This window comes from Gordonia sp. DT219 (genome assembly GCF_049847065.1).
Lineage (GTDB): Bacteria > Actinomycetota > Actinomycetes > Mycobacteriales > Mycobacteriaceae > Gordonia.
In genome coordinates this window covers 210,115-225,434 of record NZ_JBNCNR010000004.1, presented here as the reverse complement: position 1 = coordinate 225,434, position 15,320 = coordinate 210,115, and the positions used below count along the sequence as shown (strand labels likewise).

At 68.4% G+C, this 15,320-nt stretch carries 15 protein-coding genes; 8 read left to right on the top strand and 7 right to left on the bottom strand.

What is annotated here, in order from left to right; all coding sequences use genetic code 11:
- Nucleotides 1–13 precede the first annotated feature (13 nt).
- From ACPXB3_RS08555 to cofD, 3 genes are read right to left on the bottom strand one after another with little or no spacing between them, the layout of a single operon-like run.
- Nucleotides 14–577, bottom strand: a complete 564-nt coding sequence (locus ACPXB3_RS08555) for an NUDIX hydrolase (RefSeq protein WP_425703872.1) — start codon at nt 575–577, stop codon at nt 14–16.
- Nucleotides 574–1,938 (bottom strand): coenzyme F420-0:L-glutamate ligase, encoded by a 1,365-nt coding sequence (locus tag ACPXB3_RS08550; RefSeq protein ID WP_425727359.1) that lies wholly within the window; start codon nt 1,936–1,938, stop codon nt 574–576. Before ACPXB3_RS08550 ends, ACPXB3_RS08555 begins: the two co-directional genes overlap by 4 nt.
- Nucleotides 1,935–2,993 (bottom strand): 2-phospho-L-lactate transferase, encoded by a 1,059-nt coding sequence (cofD, locus tag ACPXB3_RS08545; RefSeq protein ID WP_425703870.1) that lies wholly within the window; start codon nt 2,991–2,993, stop codon nt 1,935–1,937. The genes ACPXB3_RS08550 and cofD overlap by 4 nt, the downstream gene beginning before the upstream one ends.
- 711 nt (nt 2,994–3,704) lie before the next feature.
- Between cofD and ACPXB3_RS08540 the strand changes: the two genes are divergently transcribed.
- Nucleotides 3,705–3,938 carry a WhiB family transcriptional regulator gene (locus ACPXB3_RS08540; RefSeq protein WP_425703980.1) on the top strand — a complete coding sequence of 78 codons (234 nt, stop codon included), beginning with the start codon at nt 3,705–3,707 and terminating at the stop codon, nt 3,936–3,938.
- Between the two features lie 62 nt (nt 3,939–4,000).
- Here ACPXB3_RS08540 and ACPXB3_RS08535 read toward each other — a convergent pair whose 3' ends face one another.
- Complete coding sequence (locus ACPXB3_RS08535; RefSeq protein ID WP_425703869.1) at nt 4,001–4,504, bottom strand: metallopeptidase family protein; 504 nt, start codon at nt 4,502–4,504, stop codon at nt 4,001–4,003.
- A 148-nt stretch (nt 4,505–4,652) separates the two neighbouring features.
- On the opposite strand from ACPXB3_RS08535, the gene ACPXB3_RS08530 reads away from it, so the two are divergent.
- From ACPXB3_RS08530 to manA, 3 genes are all read left to right on the top strand, one after another.
- Nucleotides 4,653–5,126: a DUF3499 domain-containing protein gene (locus ACPXB3_RS08530; protein WP_425703868.1), complete on the top strand. Its 474-nt coding sequence runs from the start codon at nt 4,653–4,655 to the stop codon at nt 5,124–5,126.
- Nucleotides 5,127–5,275: 149 nt separating this feature from the next.
- A complete protein-coding gene (locus ACPXB3_RS08525) occupies nt 5,276–6,388 on the top strand; it encodes a hypothetical protein (protein ID WP_425703867.1) in 1,113 nt (370 codons plus the stop codon).
- Nucleotides 6,385–7,632 carry a mannose-6-phosphate isomerase, class I gene (gene manA / locus ACPXB3_RS08520; protein ID WP_425727358.1) on the top strand — a complete coding sequence of 416 codons (1,248 nt, stop codon included), beginning with the start codon at nt 6,385–6,387 and terminating at the stop codon, nt 7,630–7,632. Before ACPXB3_RS08525 ends, manA begins: the two co-directional genes overlap by 4 nt.
- On the opposite strand, the gene eccE is transcribed toward manA, so the two are convergent.
- Complete coding sequence (eccE, locus tag ACPXB3_RS08515) at nt 7,623–9,386, bottom strand: type VII secretion protein EccE (RefSeq protein ID WP_425727357.1); 1,764 nt, start codon at nt 9,384–9,386, stop codon at nt 7,623–7,625. The genes manA and eccE overlap by 10 nt on opposite strands.
- A gap of 363 nt (nt 9,387–9,749) precedes the next feature.
- Between eccE and eccB the strand changes: the two genes are divergently transcribed.
- Nucleotides 9,750–11,258: a type VII secretion protein EccB gene (gene eccB, locus ACPXB3_RS08510; RefSeq protein ID WP_425727356.1), complete on the top strand. Its 1,509-nt coding sequence runs from the start codon at nt 9,750–9,752 to the stop codon at nt 11,256–11,258.
- Between the two features lie 10 nt (nt 11,259–11,268).
- Here eccB and hpxO read toward each other — a convergent pair whose 3' ends face one another.
- Complete coding sequence (gene hpxO / locus ACPXB3_RS08505; RefSeq protein ID WP_425727355.1) at nt 11,269–12,432, bottom strand: FAD-dependent urate hydroxylase HpxO; 1,164 nt, start codon at nt 12,430–12,432, stop codon at nt 11,269–11,271.
- Between the two features lie 106 nt (nt 12,433–12,538).
- Entirely contained in the window at nt 12,539–13,162 is a 624-nt protein-coding gene (locus ACPXB3_RS08500; RefSeq protein WP_425703862.1) for a TetR/AcrR family transcriptional regulator, read from the bottom strand.
- A 93-nt stretch (nt 13,163–13,255) separates the two neighbouring features.
- Between ACPXB3_RS08500 and ACPXB3_RS08495 the strand changes: the two genes are divergently transcribed.
- From ACPXB3_RS08495 to nrdI, 3 genes are all read left to right on the top strand, one after another.
- Nucleotides 13,256–13,840: an NAD(P)H-dependent oxidoreductase gene (locus ACPXB3_RS08495; RefSeq protein ID WP_425727354.1), complete on the top strand. Its 585-nt coding sequence runs from the start codon at nt 13,256–13,258 to the stop codon at nt 13,838–13,840.
- Between the two features lie 446 nt (nt 13,841–14,286).
- Nucleotides 14,287–14,520, top strand: a complete 234-nt coding sequence (gene nrdH, locus ACPXB3_RS08490) for a glutaredoxin-like protein NrdH (protein WP_425703860.1) — start codon at nt 14,287–14,289, stop codon at nt 14,518–14,520.
- A gap of 247 nt (nt 14,521–14,767) precedes the next feature.
- Nucleotides 14,768–15,244, top strand: coding sequence for a class Ib ribonucleoside-diphosphate reductase assembly flavoprotein NrdI (gene nrdI, locus ACPXB3_RS08485; RefSeq protein WP_425703859.1), 477 nt, complete (start codon nt 14,768–14,770; stop codon nt 15,242–15,244).
- The last annotated feature ends 76 nt before the right edge of the window (nt 15,245–15,320 follow it).

Genomic DNA, 15,320 nt, shown 5'->3' with positions numbered 1-15,320 from the left:
ATTCGGCGGCCGACTACAGGTATCGGCGCCCGAGCGCGACCAGCGAGACGATGTCGGTGCCGTCGGTGTCGCGCGGCAACGCGTCGACGGGCCACCACCGAAGATCGTCGGACTCCGGGCTGATCTGGATCGGCGGCAGTCCGCCGTCGGGTTGTGCCGGTGCCACCGCGGCGAACCGGACGTCGAGATGGCGGGTCGCCGCACCCAGCGAACAGGTGATCGGATGTGTGTGCAATTGGGCGAGGCCGCACAACCGCAGGTCCTCGATGCCGGATTCCTCGCGAGCCTCGCGCAGCGCCGCGTCGGCCAGTGTCTCGTCGTCGGGTTCGCAGTGACCGCCGAGCTGAATCCACTTGCCCACCCGCGGGTGCAGCGTCAACAGCACATGATCACCGGTCGCGTCGAAGACGATCGCCGAGCCGGTCAGATGGCCGGGCACGTTGCGCCGCAGACACGCCTGCGGTGCCGCGTCGAGGAATGCCAGGTAGGTGTGCCGCAACGAATCTTGTTCGGGCGACGGCGCATTCCACGCGGCCAGCGCCGACACCGCGGATTCGTGGAGGGAGGTGGTGGTCATCGGGTGATCACCCACTCGTCGGTCGGTGCCGGCGCGCGCAGCCCCGGCCCCTGGGCAGGATGTCCGACGGCGACGGCGCCCAACGGCTCCCAGTCGGCCGGCACATCGAGCTCGGTGGCGACGACGGAGGGGGCGAAGATCGTCGAACCCACCCAGCACGATCCCAGCCCCCGCACCGACAGTGCGACGAGCAATGCCGCGACGGCGCCACCACCGGCGACGGTGAACATGGTGTGCTCGGCAGCGTTCCGATGCGCATCAGGGTAGGTGTGCGCGCCGTCGGGCGTCAGGAACGGGATGACCAACTCCGGTGCGTCGTAGAGGATCTGGCCCCGACGTAGCCGCCGGTCGATGGACTCCGGGCTCTTCGCGTCCGAGTCGAGGTCGTCTCGCCAGGCTCGGCCCATGGCATCGAGCAGCCGGGTACGGCGTTCGCGGTCACGCACCCACACGAATCGCACCGGATGTGAGTGATGGGGGGCGGGCGCGGTGAGCGCGTCACCGCAGGCGGCCATGACGAGGCCGGGTTCCACCGGCAGATCGCTGAACGATCGGACCGATCGACGGGTCAGCAGTGCCTCCTCGCGGCCCTGCGCGATCGCCTCGGCGGTGCCGAGGTGGAACAGATCCTCGTCGACCGGCCGGATGAGATCTGCTGCGCGCGAACCGTCATCGACGACGCGAAGGCCGCGCACCACCGCCACCGGCACTCCGGCGAGTTTGCCCTTCACCAGATCGGCGGCCGCCGCGATCTCGTCGGCGACCGCGATGTCGGTGACCACCAGCGGGTTTCCGTGACCGTCGACACCACCCTCGTACGGATGTGTCACCTCGATGCCCGCCGACCCGATCGCCACGTCGACCTGGCCGGTCCGCCAGGCGCGACCCATGGTGTCGGTGACGATCACCGCCACGTCCGCACCCGTCGTCGCGGCGATCGAGTCGCGTAGTGTTCGGGCACTCGCGTCGGGGTTCTCCGGAAGCAGCGCGAGCGAATCGGCAGGCACATTCGAGCCGTCGATCCCGGACGCGGCCTGGACGAGTCCGAGGGTGTTCTCGGTGATCAGCGTGCGATTGCGCCGGGCGACGACCCGGACCGACTCCTGCTCGACGAGTTTGCGCCGAAGGGCGTCGCGCTCCTCGGGATCGATGGGCGCCGGGACCATCCGGCCCTCGGTCTTGGAAAAGACCTTGCTCGTCACCACGAGGACGTCGCCAGAGGTCAACCAGGGTGCGGCAGCGACGATCTCCGCGGCCAGGTCAGCGGTCGTGTCGAATTCGGGCAGTCCGGTCACCGGCCGGATCTCGATGCCCCCCGGTGCGCGATGATCGATGACGTCGGAAGGTTCGGGTGCGTTCACGACCGGATCTCCGGAGTGTCGACGCCGACGAGTGCACATGCGTCGCGAACCATCCGGGCGGTGGTCACCGGGTCGGTCATCAGCAGGGGAGCGGCGCCGATCGAGAGGCCCGCCACGGCGGCGTCGTCACCGTCGGCGATGAGCCAGCCGTCGAGGATTCCGTTGCCGCTGCGTGCGCCGTAGTGGGCGGCTATCCCCTCGGCAGTGGTCTCGACGCCGATCACCGACAGACACTCGTCGGCCATGCCGCGCAGCGGCCGGTTGTCGATCACCGGGCTGACCCCGACGACGGGCGCCGAGGTGGTGCGCAGGGCACTACGCACGCCGGGCACGCTGACGATGGCGCCGATGCTGACGACCGGATTGCTGGGGGCCAGCAGGACGACGTCGGCGCCGGTGATCGCCTCGAGCACCCCGGGCGCGGCGGTGGTGTCGTCGGAACCGACCTGGGTGAAACCGAAGGTCGGGATCTGCGCGCGGTGGCGAACCCACCACTCCTGGAAGTGGATCGCCATCTGTGCGCCGTCGGTACGGTCCGGCGCACTGACCACGACGTGGGTCTCGTGGCGGTCGTCGGTCGCCGGCAGCAGCCGGACGTTCGGCTGCCAGCGCTTGCAGAGGGCGGCGGTGATATCGGAGAGCCGGTAGCCGGCATCGAGCATCTGCGTGCGGATCAGATGTGTAGCCAGATCGCGATCGCCGAGGCCGAACCAGTCCGGATCGGCCCCGTAGGCGGCGAGTTCCTCCTTCGCATGCCATGTTTCGGCTGCGCGTCCCCATCCGCGTTCGGTGTCGATACCGCCGCCGAGGGTGTACATACACGTGTCGAGGTCCGGGCAGATCCGCACGCCGTGCATCCAGGCATCGTCACCGACGTTGACGACCGCGGTGATCTCGTGCTCGCCGGTACCGGTCGGTCCATCGCCGCCGGATGTCGCCTCGCCGGATGTCCTGGGCCCGGCCGGCACGGGAAATGGCGTCGGCCCGAACAATTCGCGGACACCCTGCAGAAAACGGGCGCCACCGACGCCGCCGACGAGAACGGTCACCTTCACAGCGATCCACTGTAGTGACCGGCGCGCCGAAGGGCTCGACCGCCGATCACCATGTGGCGAATCGGTGGCTCGTCCGGTACACCGGACGGGCCGGCGTGTGCGGTCGTCGGCGGCCGGCCCGCCCATGCGGCGGCTCGGGCGATGTGAGATTGGCGACGAATCCGCTCCCGTACGTGTCGCGACTCGGGTTTTCGTCGGTCGATGGTATTGAGAACTCTTCGCTCTCGGCTTGACCTGAGTGGCCGCCAGCGTGTGTAATCACATCAGTGTCATTTTCGGTTCGAGATCGAGAATCACTGAGCGTTAAGTGCTTTCGACAGGATGTTCGACCGATTGTCGCTTCGGGTAGGTTGGTACGACCCAAAGCGCCGGGCACTGGTGAAGATCGAACGACGCACTAGGTGACGGGGCGACGCGGCAGCGGTGCCGTGACGCGAGACAGCAGCAGCAGAACGACTTCCCAGGCAGGAGGGGCCGACGATGGCATTCAACAACCCGATCGGCAATCCCCTTGAACCACAAGATCCTTCACGCTTCGCCGCTCAGGTCGACGGCTCGGCGACCGATGACTCCATGACCGATGATTCGTTGTATCGCGGTCTGGGTCCGGTAGACGAGACATTCCTGACCTCCACGCAGGCCGGAGCGGTCGATGCCGACGCCGATTCGCCGCGACGCCATTTGTCGTTGGTGCCCAACGGCTTCGACGACATGTTCGACGTGATGGAGGAGCAGTGGCAAGACCAGGCACTGTGTGCCCAAACCGATCCTGAGGCCTTTTTCCCGGAGAAGGGCGGATCGACCCGCGAGGCCAAACGCATCTGCTCGGGTTGCGAGGTGAAGTCCGAGTGCCTCGAGTACGCGCTTGGCAACGACGAGCGTTTCGGTATCTGGGGTGGCCTCTCCGAGCGGGAGCGTCGTCGCCTCAAGCGCGGCATCATCTGACGCCGGCATGGTGATCAGGAGCTGACGCCCGGTCCCGGAAAATCGGCCGGAATGGTTGGCCGCTAGTCGAATCCGCGGTCGATCGTGTCCTCGTCGACTCCGAGGTGGGTTGCGACCTGCTGCACCAGAACCTCATGGACGAGTTCGATGAGCTCGGCATCTCGGCGCGCGCGGCTCTCGAGCGGACGCCGGAACAGGATGATCTTGGCGCGTGTCGGTTGCCCATGGACGTCGATGCCCGCCGGGATGAGCCGGGCGAGTGGCACCGCGCCGTCGGCGGTCACCTCGTCGGGCCATTGAATCGTCTCGGGATCGTGGGGCAGCATCCGCGGAATCTCGTCGACGGCGACGTCGAGCCCCGCCAGCTCGTCGTGCCAGCGCGCGTCGATCTCGGCGAAGGCCTCGATGGCCACCGCGTCGAATTCGTCGGATCTGCTGCGCCACGCGGGCACATCAGGCGGTAGGAGCGGGGTCCGCAGCCCCCGTCCGCGCCGCTCGCGGCGCCGGGGTGGACGCCGGGGGCCGTCATGGCCCGCTCGCGGTGGCCGAAAACCATCGAAACGCATGGCGCGAGTCTAGGAGGGCGCTCGCCGGATGTCGCGTGCCGGTATCTCGTGTCGGATGTCGCGGGCCGGCATCTCGTGACCTCGGTGTCGACGGTTCACGCGCGTGTCGGCCGCGGGGTTCGAACCCGGCGGGGCTAACCTCGATGGCGTGAAGCTTCCCCGCCAGTGCTGCAGGCCCGGCTGCGCCCGTTCCGCGGTGGCTACCCTGACGTTCGTCTATGCGGAGTCGACCGCGGTGATCGGTCCCCTTGCCAGTTCTGCCGAACCGCATTCCTGGGATCTGTGCGACGAGCACGCCCGCCGGATCACGGTCCCGCGTGGCTGGGAGATGCTGCGCAGCGAGCGGGGGTTCTCCGCGCCCGTCGCCGAGGACTACGAGCTGACTGCGCTGGCCGAGGCAGTCCGGGAGGCCAGTACCGGGGGCCGCGCCGGCCGCGTCGCTGCCGATGTCTCGCGCGCCGACCCGCTCGACGGATTCGACGACCTGCAATCGGGCCGCCATCGCGCGTCGGCACGCTCAGATGGTCGGCCCGGCGAGGTGGGTTCGCGGGGCGCGGGCGCCACCAAGCCGCGTCCGGGTCGGCGCGGACATCTTCGGGTCTTGCCCGACCCGGTCGACTGAACGGCATACGCGACCGCCGGGCCGGTATCGGACACGGACGTGTCGGGCGCGGATCCGGCGAGCGCGGATCTGCGGGGGACGGCGTGGACCGAGAGCGGGTATCGACCGCACGTGGCCGCCGCCCACGGCGCGTGGCTACGCTGGGTGTCATGCGAACCGGTGCCCCAGATCTCGACGATGTCGATCATCTGACCGCGGCCGACACCGAAGGATTGCTCCACAGCGTCGCACTCGCCGGGGCGCAGGTGCGTTCGGTGGGCGAGGCGGTGCGCGAAGGGGTCACCGAACCGCTCTCGCAGTTGCGGCCCCGCAGTGTCGTCATCGTATGTGCGCCCGGTAGCCGGGCCGCCGCGGCGGCGGCCATGGTCAGTTCGGTGATGACCACCCGCATCGACGTCCCCATCGTCTGTGCGCCGGCGCTGCCGGGCTGGATCGGTCCGCTCGACGTCGTGGTCCTCGCCGGGGCCGGTGGCGGAGACATGGTGCTCGCCGATGCCGCGGCGCGTGCGCTGCGTCGCCGTGCCGAGGTCGTCATCGCCGCGCCGATCGAGGGGCCACTGCGAGAGGCGCTGGGCGGCAACGGTATCGATCTGTCCCCGCGCGTCGACGTGGACCCGCGGTTCCGGTTCACCGGTTTTGCGGCCGTGCTGTTGGCGGTGTTCACCTCGCTCACGCAGGTGCGTTTCACCGGGTCCGCACCGGCCGTCTCGGACATCGCCGACGCCCTCGACACCGAGGCCGCGGCCGGCCACCCCGCGCGTGAGACCTTCCACAATCGGGCAAAGCTCCTCGCGGCGCGTATCGGTGAGCGTCCGGTGATGTGGTCCGGAGACTCCCCGGCGACGCTCGCGGTTGCCGCCGGCGCGGCCGGACTCGTCTTCGCGGTCACCGGAACCCCCAGCAGCGCAGCAGATCTGGCCGACGTCTCGGTGGCATCGCGCGACATCTGGTCGGCGGCCGACCCGGCCTCGCAGAACTCGATCTTCTATGACCCGGAGATCGATGGGCCGCGAGCAGATGCGCCACCGCGCGTGCTGGTGGCGTCGACGTCGGCGCGCGAATGGCGCACCCGGCGGCGTGTCGGCGGCCTGCACACCGCGGAGGTGGTCGTCGGGACAGACGACGACCAACCACCTGGTGGGTGGGGCGAGCCCGAGGAGCCGACCGATACGCCCGCGGATCTCACGTCCCTGTTGGTGCTGGCGCTGCGAATCGAGATGGCGGCGGTGTATGTGCGTCTGATCGGAGCCGGGCGGGGATGAAGGTCATCGAGGGAGTCGTCCGCACGTACGCGTGGGGATCGCGCACCGCGATCGCGTCTCTTCGGGGCAAGGCGGTGCCATCGCCACATCCCGAGGCCGAGTTGTGGTTCGGTGCGCACAGCGCGGGACCCGCGTGCGTGGTGGGTGCGGACGGGGAGCCGGTCGGCAGCGATCTGCTCACCGTGATCGAGAACGATAGAGTCGGTGCGCTGGGGGCCGCCACCGTCGAGAAGTTCTCCGGACGCCTGCCCTTCCTGCTGAAGGTCCTCGCCGCCGAAGAGCCGCTCTCGTTGCAGGCGCACCCGTCGGCCGAACAGGCGGGCGAGGGCTTCGAGCGCGAGAACGCACAAGGACTGGCGTTCGACGCCCGCGACCGCAACTACCGCGATCCCTGGCACAAGCCGGAATTGGTTGTCGCACTTACCGAATTCGATGTCCTCGCCGGTTTCCGCGCTCCCTCGGCCACTGTTGAGCTGTTGCGCCGGCTGCAGGTGAGCGAACTGGACCCGTACCTCGGAATGCTTGCCGGCCAACCGGATTCGCATGGGCTGCGCGCCGTGTTCACCACGTGGCTGACCCTGCCGGAGGGATTGATCCAACGGGTGACTCCGGCGGTGCTCAGCGGGGCGGTGCGTCTGCTCGAGGAGGGCGAGACGGACTTCGTCGACGAACTACGCACACTTCTCGAGCTCGGCGAGATGTACCCGAACGACCCGGGCGTGCTGGCTTCGCTGCTGCTCAACCGGATGCGTCTGCAACCGGGCGAAGGGCTCTATCTACCGGCCGGAAATCTCCACGCATACCTCAACGGCACCGCGGTGGAGGTGATGGCGAACTCTGACAACGTGCTACGCGGCGGGTTGACGTCCAAACACATCGACGTCCCCGAACTGCTGCGAATCCTCGACTTCACCCCGGTCGACATTTCCGACCTGGTTCCGGCTGTGCGCACCGTGGGCGCCGAACGCATCTATCTCACACCCGCACCCGAGTTCCGCCTCTCGCGGGTCGAACTCGACGGCACCGGACTGACCCAGCCGTCGTCGATCAGTTTCGACATGCCGGGCCCGCAGATCCTCGCGGTGCTCTCCGGGACGGTCGAGGTGCGTCCGATCGGCGGAGCGCCGCTGACCATCCCGGCCGGGCGTGCCGCCTGGCTGACCGACTCCGACCCCGATGCCGTGGTCCGCGCCGCATCATCCCGCGCGGTCTTCTTCCGGGCGCTGGTGCCGGTTCACGAGTGAGTGGGGACGGGCGTTCCCGCGCCGGTCAGGGCCCACTCCTCCGGTAGTGCCACCATGGTCACCTCAATTCTCGATCGTGGCATGATGACCGAAAGACGCTGTGGCGCTTGCGGGTTCTGTGTGATGGTGATCGTTGCGGCACCGCCGACATCTCGCGTTGCCGGATGGTCGGAGCTGACAACAAAGCGCGTACACCCCGATGGCGGGGAGCCGGGCGGAGGTGTGATCCCGTCGTAGAGGTCCACGTGCAGACCACCTCTCGGTGCGGCACCGGGGGCAGCGAGGTCGAGGGCCGGGGCGTCGGCGACCGCGCCGACGAGGGCACGCCAGCGTTGCGGATTGTCGGTGTGGATCGTCACCGGTGTTCCGATCGCGACCGTCCGCAGGACCGTCTGGGCGATCGCGGCCGGTGTTGCCCGCAAGGCGACGAGATCGATACCCGGCCCGACCAGAGGTAATGCGACCGCGGTTCCGGACCGGTCGGCGCCGATGAGTTGCCCACACCCGCCGGCCGGCAAAGTCAGCCGGGCGAGCACACCATGCGCTGCCGCGCCCTCGAGCCCGGGTAGCCTGCGTGCCCGCCGGACCGGCGAGGCGACCGGCAAACCGGTGGTGAGCGCCTCGAACTGGCGTCCGCGCAGCGGTGTGGTGCCGGGATACCCGTCGACTTCGGCACCGGCATCGTCGAGGCGGATCAGCCCCGAGACGCGTAGCCGCCCGTCGACGGTGTGGGCGAGCCGGATGGTGAGGGTCGTGGCCGCCGGATGCGTCCAGATGCCGTGGACGACCTCCGGCAGCATCTCGGGGTCGATGGTGGCCAGGCGCATGCGCCCGGCGGGGGAGCGCAGCCCGTCCCAATCCTCGGAAAGGCGGCCGAGTTCGTGTCCGGCCGTGAGATGGTCGGTGACAGCGGTCATCTCGGCGGCCGATAGTGCAGCGACCTCGAGTCCGTGTTCGCTCAGTCGGCGGGCCACCCGCCTGGTACTGACCGTCGCCGCCCGCAACGCTCCCACGGCGCCGCCACCGCGCCGGGCCACGGCGTCGGGGCAGTCACGAGGATCGAGACGCAGGATCACCACAACGGTGCGCTGCGCGATTGCGGGCAGTCGTCCGAGGGTCCGCAGATATGTCGCTGCGGGACGACTGCGGCCCCGGATGCGGGATCCGTGACTGACGACGTCGATCGAGGACAACGGGATGTCGAACGGATCGATGCATTCGGCCAGTATCTCGAGCGGGACACACGTGCCCGGGGTATCGGCCGGGACCGCCGCATCCCGGAAGAGTCGGGTGACCGAGGGCGTACCCGGGCGTACCCGCAGCGCGGTGATCAGCATCTCGCCGGCCCACCGCGCGCCGATCGGGGGTTCCGGTGGTGCGGCAGGCATACCGGATGCGACGCGGTTCCCGGCGTCCGCACGGGCCGGGATATCGAAGGGTGCCGGCGTGAGATCGGTTGTCCGCCTGGTCATCCGCGACCAGGTAAAAGACAGCCGACGGCCGAGCCGCCGAATCGGCGAGGTGCCGTTGCGCAACGGAAGCACCGTCAGTGCGACGACCGCAGTCACCGCAGGCGCAAGCCAACCGAGCGGGGATCCGGAGAGAGCCCAGATCAGCAGGCCGAGTGCGAGCAGCACCTCCACGAGTACGAGGGCCGGCACCAATGGGGCGGTCGTGGTCGCCCGGCGCGGCGCCGGACGCGGCCGTGCTGATGCGGGTGAACCGCTGCTCGCGATTCCGCTGCCTGCGATCATCTGTTGTCCCCCTGCTGTCTGTGGGCGTCCCCATGCCCTGCGTTTCCGTGCCCTGCGTCCCCGTGCCCTGCGTCCCCGTGCCCCGCGTCCCCGTGCCCCGCGTCCCCGTGCCCTGCGTTTCCGTGCCCTGCGTTTCCGTGCCCTGCGTCCCCATGCCCCGTGCCCCGTGCCGCAATCTTGCGGTGTGACGGTGTGCAACGGCCGATCGGCGCGAGGGATTTCGGTTAGGCTACTACCCGAACGGCGCATATCGGGCCGATCGGGCAGCGTGGATTTCCACAACCCACGGGGGGAACCGGACGGGCGTGGGATGCGTCCAATCAGGTGACGAGCGGGCGTGGCCGCAGGGGGAAGGGGGACAGGGTGGCGCGACAACTGACCACGAAGGCTCAGGTCAACGGTTATCGCTTCTTGCTGAGCAGACTCGAGCACGCACTGGTGCGTCGCGACGCGCGGATGCTGCATGATCCGATGCGTGCACAGAGCCGCGCATTGGCGGTCGGGACGGTGCTGGCCCTCTTGGCGCTCGCCGGTTTCGGGATCTGGGGACTGGTGAAACCACAGGGCAGCGTGGGTAACTCGGCGATCCTGGTCAGCAAGAACAGCGGTGCGCTCTACGTCCTTGTCGACGGCACCCTGCATCCGGCGCTCAATCTCGCCTCGGCGCGCCTGATCATCGGACACGACGCGACCCCGGCCTCGGTCGCCGACGTCAAACTGTCGCGATATCCGCGGGGCCCGCTGCTCGGTATTCCGGGTGCTCCCGCCGGCCTCCCCGGCTCGGCGCACCCCCGAATGTCGGTATGGAGCGTGTGCGATCAACTCGACGCCGAGCAGGTGGCCGACCGGCCCGCCGGCCCACATGCGGTGCGCCTGGCCGTCATCGGCGCTCGTCCGGTACTCGGCGAGCAGATCGGAAGGGCCGCCGCCGACGACGGCGTACTGGTCACCGATGGCCGGTCGACCTTCCTGCTCTACTCGGTACGCCGCGGCGACGAACTCATCCCGGTACGCGCCGAGGTCGACACGACCGACGCGGCTGTCATGCGTGCTTTCGGGCTCGACGGTGCACCTGCTCGCACGGTCAGCACGGGGCTGCTCAACACACTGCCCGAGGCGGATGCGCTGCAGACGCCGGTACTCGACAAGAGCGCGCGTACGGCGGCGATCTCGGCGCCCGGAGTGCGGGCCGGATCGGTGGTGCGCACCGTCGGTGTCGACGGCGCCGCAAGCTATTACGCGGTGTTGGCGGATGTGGTGCAACCCGTCGGCCCGGCGACTGCGGAGATGTTGCGGCTCGCCGACGTCACCGGCACCGCGGAGGTGCCCACCGTCGCGCCGTCGGTGATCAACGCCGCCCGACGCTCCACCAGCGCACTGCCGGTCGCCGAGTTCCCGCAACGGCCACCGCATCTGGTCGACGCGTCGTCGGCGCCGACCCTGTGTTCGGTGTCGTCGCGCGCTTCGGGCGATCCGCGCACATCGACCACCATGCTCGTCGGCCGCGCCCTCCCGATCGCATCATCGGACCGGCCGGTCGTGCTGACGAGCTCCGACGGCGGCGGACAGGGCATCGACGAGGTCTATGTGCGCCCGGGGTCGGGTGAATACTTGCGGGTCACCGGCAACGAGCCGAACAGTTCACGCGCGGAATCGCTGTTCTACCTCAGTGATTCGGGTGTACGTTTCGGGATCGCCGATCTGGTCACCGGAAAGATCCTCGGTCTCGGGGACGCCCCCGCGCCCGCTCCGTGGGCGGTTGTCTCGCTGCTCACCCCCGGGCCGACCCTGTCGCGTCGCGATGCGCTGGTCGCCCACGACGCCATCGCCGCGGACCCTTCCGGCGCGCTCGTCGCGGTGCCGGGCAACTGATGCGCGCGCCTCAGGCAGGGGTCAAGGGCCCGCCCACGATGTTGCCGACGATTCCGCGCAGGATGTTGGTGCCGTCTTCATCCCGCAGCTCGCTGTACCACTGCGCGGTCTTCTCGGGGTCTTTGCCGTGGGTGACGTCGCAGCGCTTTCGCGCCCGCAGCACGAGCTCGCCGGCGCGTTCGGTGCGGGCCGACTGATATGCCGCCAGCGCCGCGTGGAGATCATCGGGATACTCTCGAAGCGCGAACTGCAGTGCGACAGCGTCTTCCATCGCCGAACAGCCACCCTGACCGATGTCGGGCGTGGTGTTGTGGGCCGCGTCGCCGAGTAGGGCGACCCGGCCCTTGACCCAGGTGTCGAACGGATCGAGGTCGAGGATCTCGACTCGGTTGGTCGTCGCCGGATCGAGATCCTCGATCAGCTTCTGCACGCCCGGCGCCCAGTCGGCGAACTCGGCCGCGAGGACTTCGCGCGCGGTACCCCGCTCATAGGGCTGACCTTGGGGCATCGGCACGTCGAAGAAGAAGTAGAAGCGGTCATCGGCCACCGGCATCACCGAGACCCGGCGGCCCGCACCCACATACGTGGTCCACTCGGTGGCCGGACCGATCTTCTCGTCGATCGGTACCAGCCCGTTGAAGTTCACATAGCCTGCGTAGCGGCGCGTGACCGGCCCGCCGAGAACGTATTCGCGGATCAGTGATCTCGCGCCGTCGGCGCCGACCACGAGATCCGCGGTGACGGTGGTGCCGTCGGCGAATTCGACTGTGGCGTGGTCGGTCCCGTCGCTGACGGCCACCATCTTCTTGCCGAAGTGGATGTCGTCGATGCCGTAGGCCTTCATCAGCATCAGTTGCAACTCTGCGCGGGCGACCGGATACGGGCGCTGACCGACCTCGTCGATGAGCGGTTGCATCGAGAACCGGCACATGGTCTGTCCGGTCTCGGCCTCGACATAGCTCATCGTCTCGACGATGCCCCCGAGTTCGGCGACCTGCGCCTCGAGCCCGAGATGGTTGAGGCACTTGACGCCGTTGGACCACACCGAGATCGCCGCTCCGACCGGTTTGTTCTCGGTGACCTGCTCGTACACCTCGACGTCGACGCCGATCTGCTTGAGCGCGATGGCCGCACTGAGCCCGCCCATGCCGGCACCGATGATGACAACCTTCACAATTCATTCCTTCCCGCGTTACCCACTCAGGCTAAGGCGGTTACCGAAACCGCGCGCGTCGAGCCGGTGTGACGAGCGAGACGGTCGGCAACGCGGGGGACGGCGCTCAGCCGCCGGTGGCGCCGGCGATCAGGGCGCGCACCATGGCCTCCCACTGATCGGTGATGGTGGCGACGTCGAGACCGACCGTCTCGGTGAGGTGCTGTACCGACGAGGCGGCCAACGGCGCCTGGACGGCGAGTGCGACGGTATGGACGTCGTCGCCGAAACCCAACTGCCGCAGCAAGATCTGGACGTGCTGGGTGGAGGCGCGCCAGACGGGGTGCTTCATGAACTCGCCGCTGTCGGCGCCGGCCTCGAGCAGGATGTCGAGATGGGCCACGGTCATCTTCAGCCGCGCCCGGCCGTAGGCCAGCAACCGATCGAGCGGCGGCGCGCCGGGGCCGATCGGCTCCGGACCCGAGAGGTAGGCCTGCTGTAGCTCCGACTCGGAGTGATCGATCAGGGCGTGCATCAGCCCGGTGCGGCTGCCGAACCGGCGGAAGACGGTGCCCTTGCCGACTCCGGCCGCAGCGGCCACTGCATCCATCGTGACTCCGGGGGCGCCGTGGGTGTCGATGAGCGCCTGCGCGGCGGCGAGAAGCAGACGACGGTTGCGCGCGGCATCGGCGCGCTCGGGCTCGCTGCCGGAGAGACGCAGCAATGGCCCCCGGTGCTCTCGCTGGGACACGTGATCTACCTAACTCTTGACGTGGACCGAAATATTCGGACTGTGGTCCGGTTGATTCTATCAATCGAGGTAGGCGACAACAGGAGGAAGTTCATGTCTGATTCGACGGTGCAAGTGGTGGTCCTGGTGGGAAGTCTCCGCCGCGACTCGATCAATCGGCGGCTGGCGCAGGCGGCCGCCGACAACGCGCCGACCGGAGTACGGGTGCGCCTGGTCGATGGACTGGGCCGGCTGCCGTTCTACAACGAGGACATCGATAACGAGGACATCGATCCGTCGACGTCGCCGGAGGCCGGTGCGCTCGATCCCGCGGTCACCGACCTGCGCGAGCACGTCGGCGCGGCCGACGCGGTGCTGGTGGTCACGCCCGAGTACAACGGCTCCACCCCGGCGGTGCTGAAGAACGCCATCGATTGGCTCTCGCGCCCGTATGGCAGCGGAGCGCTCAAAGACAAGCCGGTCGGCGTCATCGGTGCCGCGTTGGGCCGCTACGCCGGGAGCTGGTCGCGTGCGGACACCCGTAAATCGATCGGCGTGGCGGGTGGCCGGGTCGTCGAAGAGGTCGATTTCGGGTTCCAGACGTCGGGCCTGACCGATGGCGCGCTGCCCGATGAGGTCGTCGACGGTGTCGGCGCGGCGGTGCGCGTACTCGCCGATCAGGTTGCCGCACGTGCGTGAGTCGAGCCGCCGCGTAAGGCTCCGGCGCGTCCGGCGGTAGAGCCGGAATCGCCTCCGCAGGCCCTGTGGCCCGGCCGCGTCCTCGGTGTTTGTGCCGTGGGCCCTGGCCGGGCCACAGTTGTCTCGGCGGATCGACCCTGGCGGGGCGTGCGGACATGTGCGAATCCGACACGCCGAGACACGCCGGGACACGCCCGGATTCGTGATCCTGCACCACGCCCGACCTGCGAGTTTCATGAATGTGATTCACAACTTCTTGTGGTGTTCGGAAATGTCAGACACTAGGTGTAGTGTTTCCAACACCAGCGAGGCCAAGATGTGCAGAGGCGTCAGCGGCCGCGGTGAAGAGTTGGAGTAGTGACCTACGTCTCGTTCTTCACGCTGGAAAACTGGCTCAAACGACCGTCCATCTGCCGATCATCACGTGACCCGAGGAGCGTTCATCAATGGCCATCACCGTCTACACCAAGCCGGCATGCGTGCAGTGCAATGCGACGTACAAGGCACTCGACAAGCACGGCCTGTCGTATGAGGTCGTCGACATCAGCCAGGACGACGAGGCACGCGACTACGTGATGGCCCTCGGCTATTTGCAGGCGCCGGTCGTCGTCGTCGGTGACGACCACTGGTCCGGTTTTCGTCCGGACCGGATCAAGGCACTGGCCGCCGCGGCCGCCTGACCGCCGCCACGTTCGATCCGGAGGGGAAGTCGGGATCGAGACGCAGGCGTGCGATGCGGCACCCGTACGCGGTTGCCTGCCCTGTGAGCAATCCGGGGCAGGCAACCGGACCAGAAATTCATCCGGCGTCACCGGCGTTGTATCGGTCACCGGACTGCACTCCCGGGCCGCGTTTGCACCGGGCCGCGTTTGCACCGGGTCGCGTGCACACCGGATTGCTTCACAGAGATCGGCAGGGGTGAGGGAGATGACGGACACCACACCGTTGGTCGTCTACTTCTCGTCGGTGTCGGACAACACGCACCGATTCGTCGAGAAGCTCGGAGTCCGCGCGGTCCGGATTCCGCTGCTCGACCGGGCCCGCATCGAGTCATTTCGCGTCGACGAACCCTATGTGCTGATCTGTCCGACCTATGGCGGCGGTAGGTCGTCGTCGGCCGTCGGTGGGGGATTCGTGCCCAAGCAGGTCATCAGATTCCTCAACAATCCCCACAATCGTTCGTTGATCCGCGCGGTGATCGCTGCCGGTAACACGAACTTCGGCGAGGAGTTCTGCCTCGCCGGTGACATCATCTCGCGCAAATGCCGGGTGCCCTACCTGTACCGCTTCGAGTTGATGGGCACCGAGTATGACGTGTCGCGGGTGCGCGACGGTCTCGCCGAGTTCGGCGCGGCGTCTGGCGTCGCGGAACTGTCGGACGCCGGCAGTACCGTCTCCCGGTAACCGTCGGGTGCCCGGCCCGCACTTCCATCCTCCCGAACCGTCGATCATTCAATCCAAATCCACCGATCGTCCCATC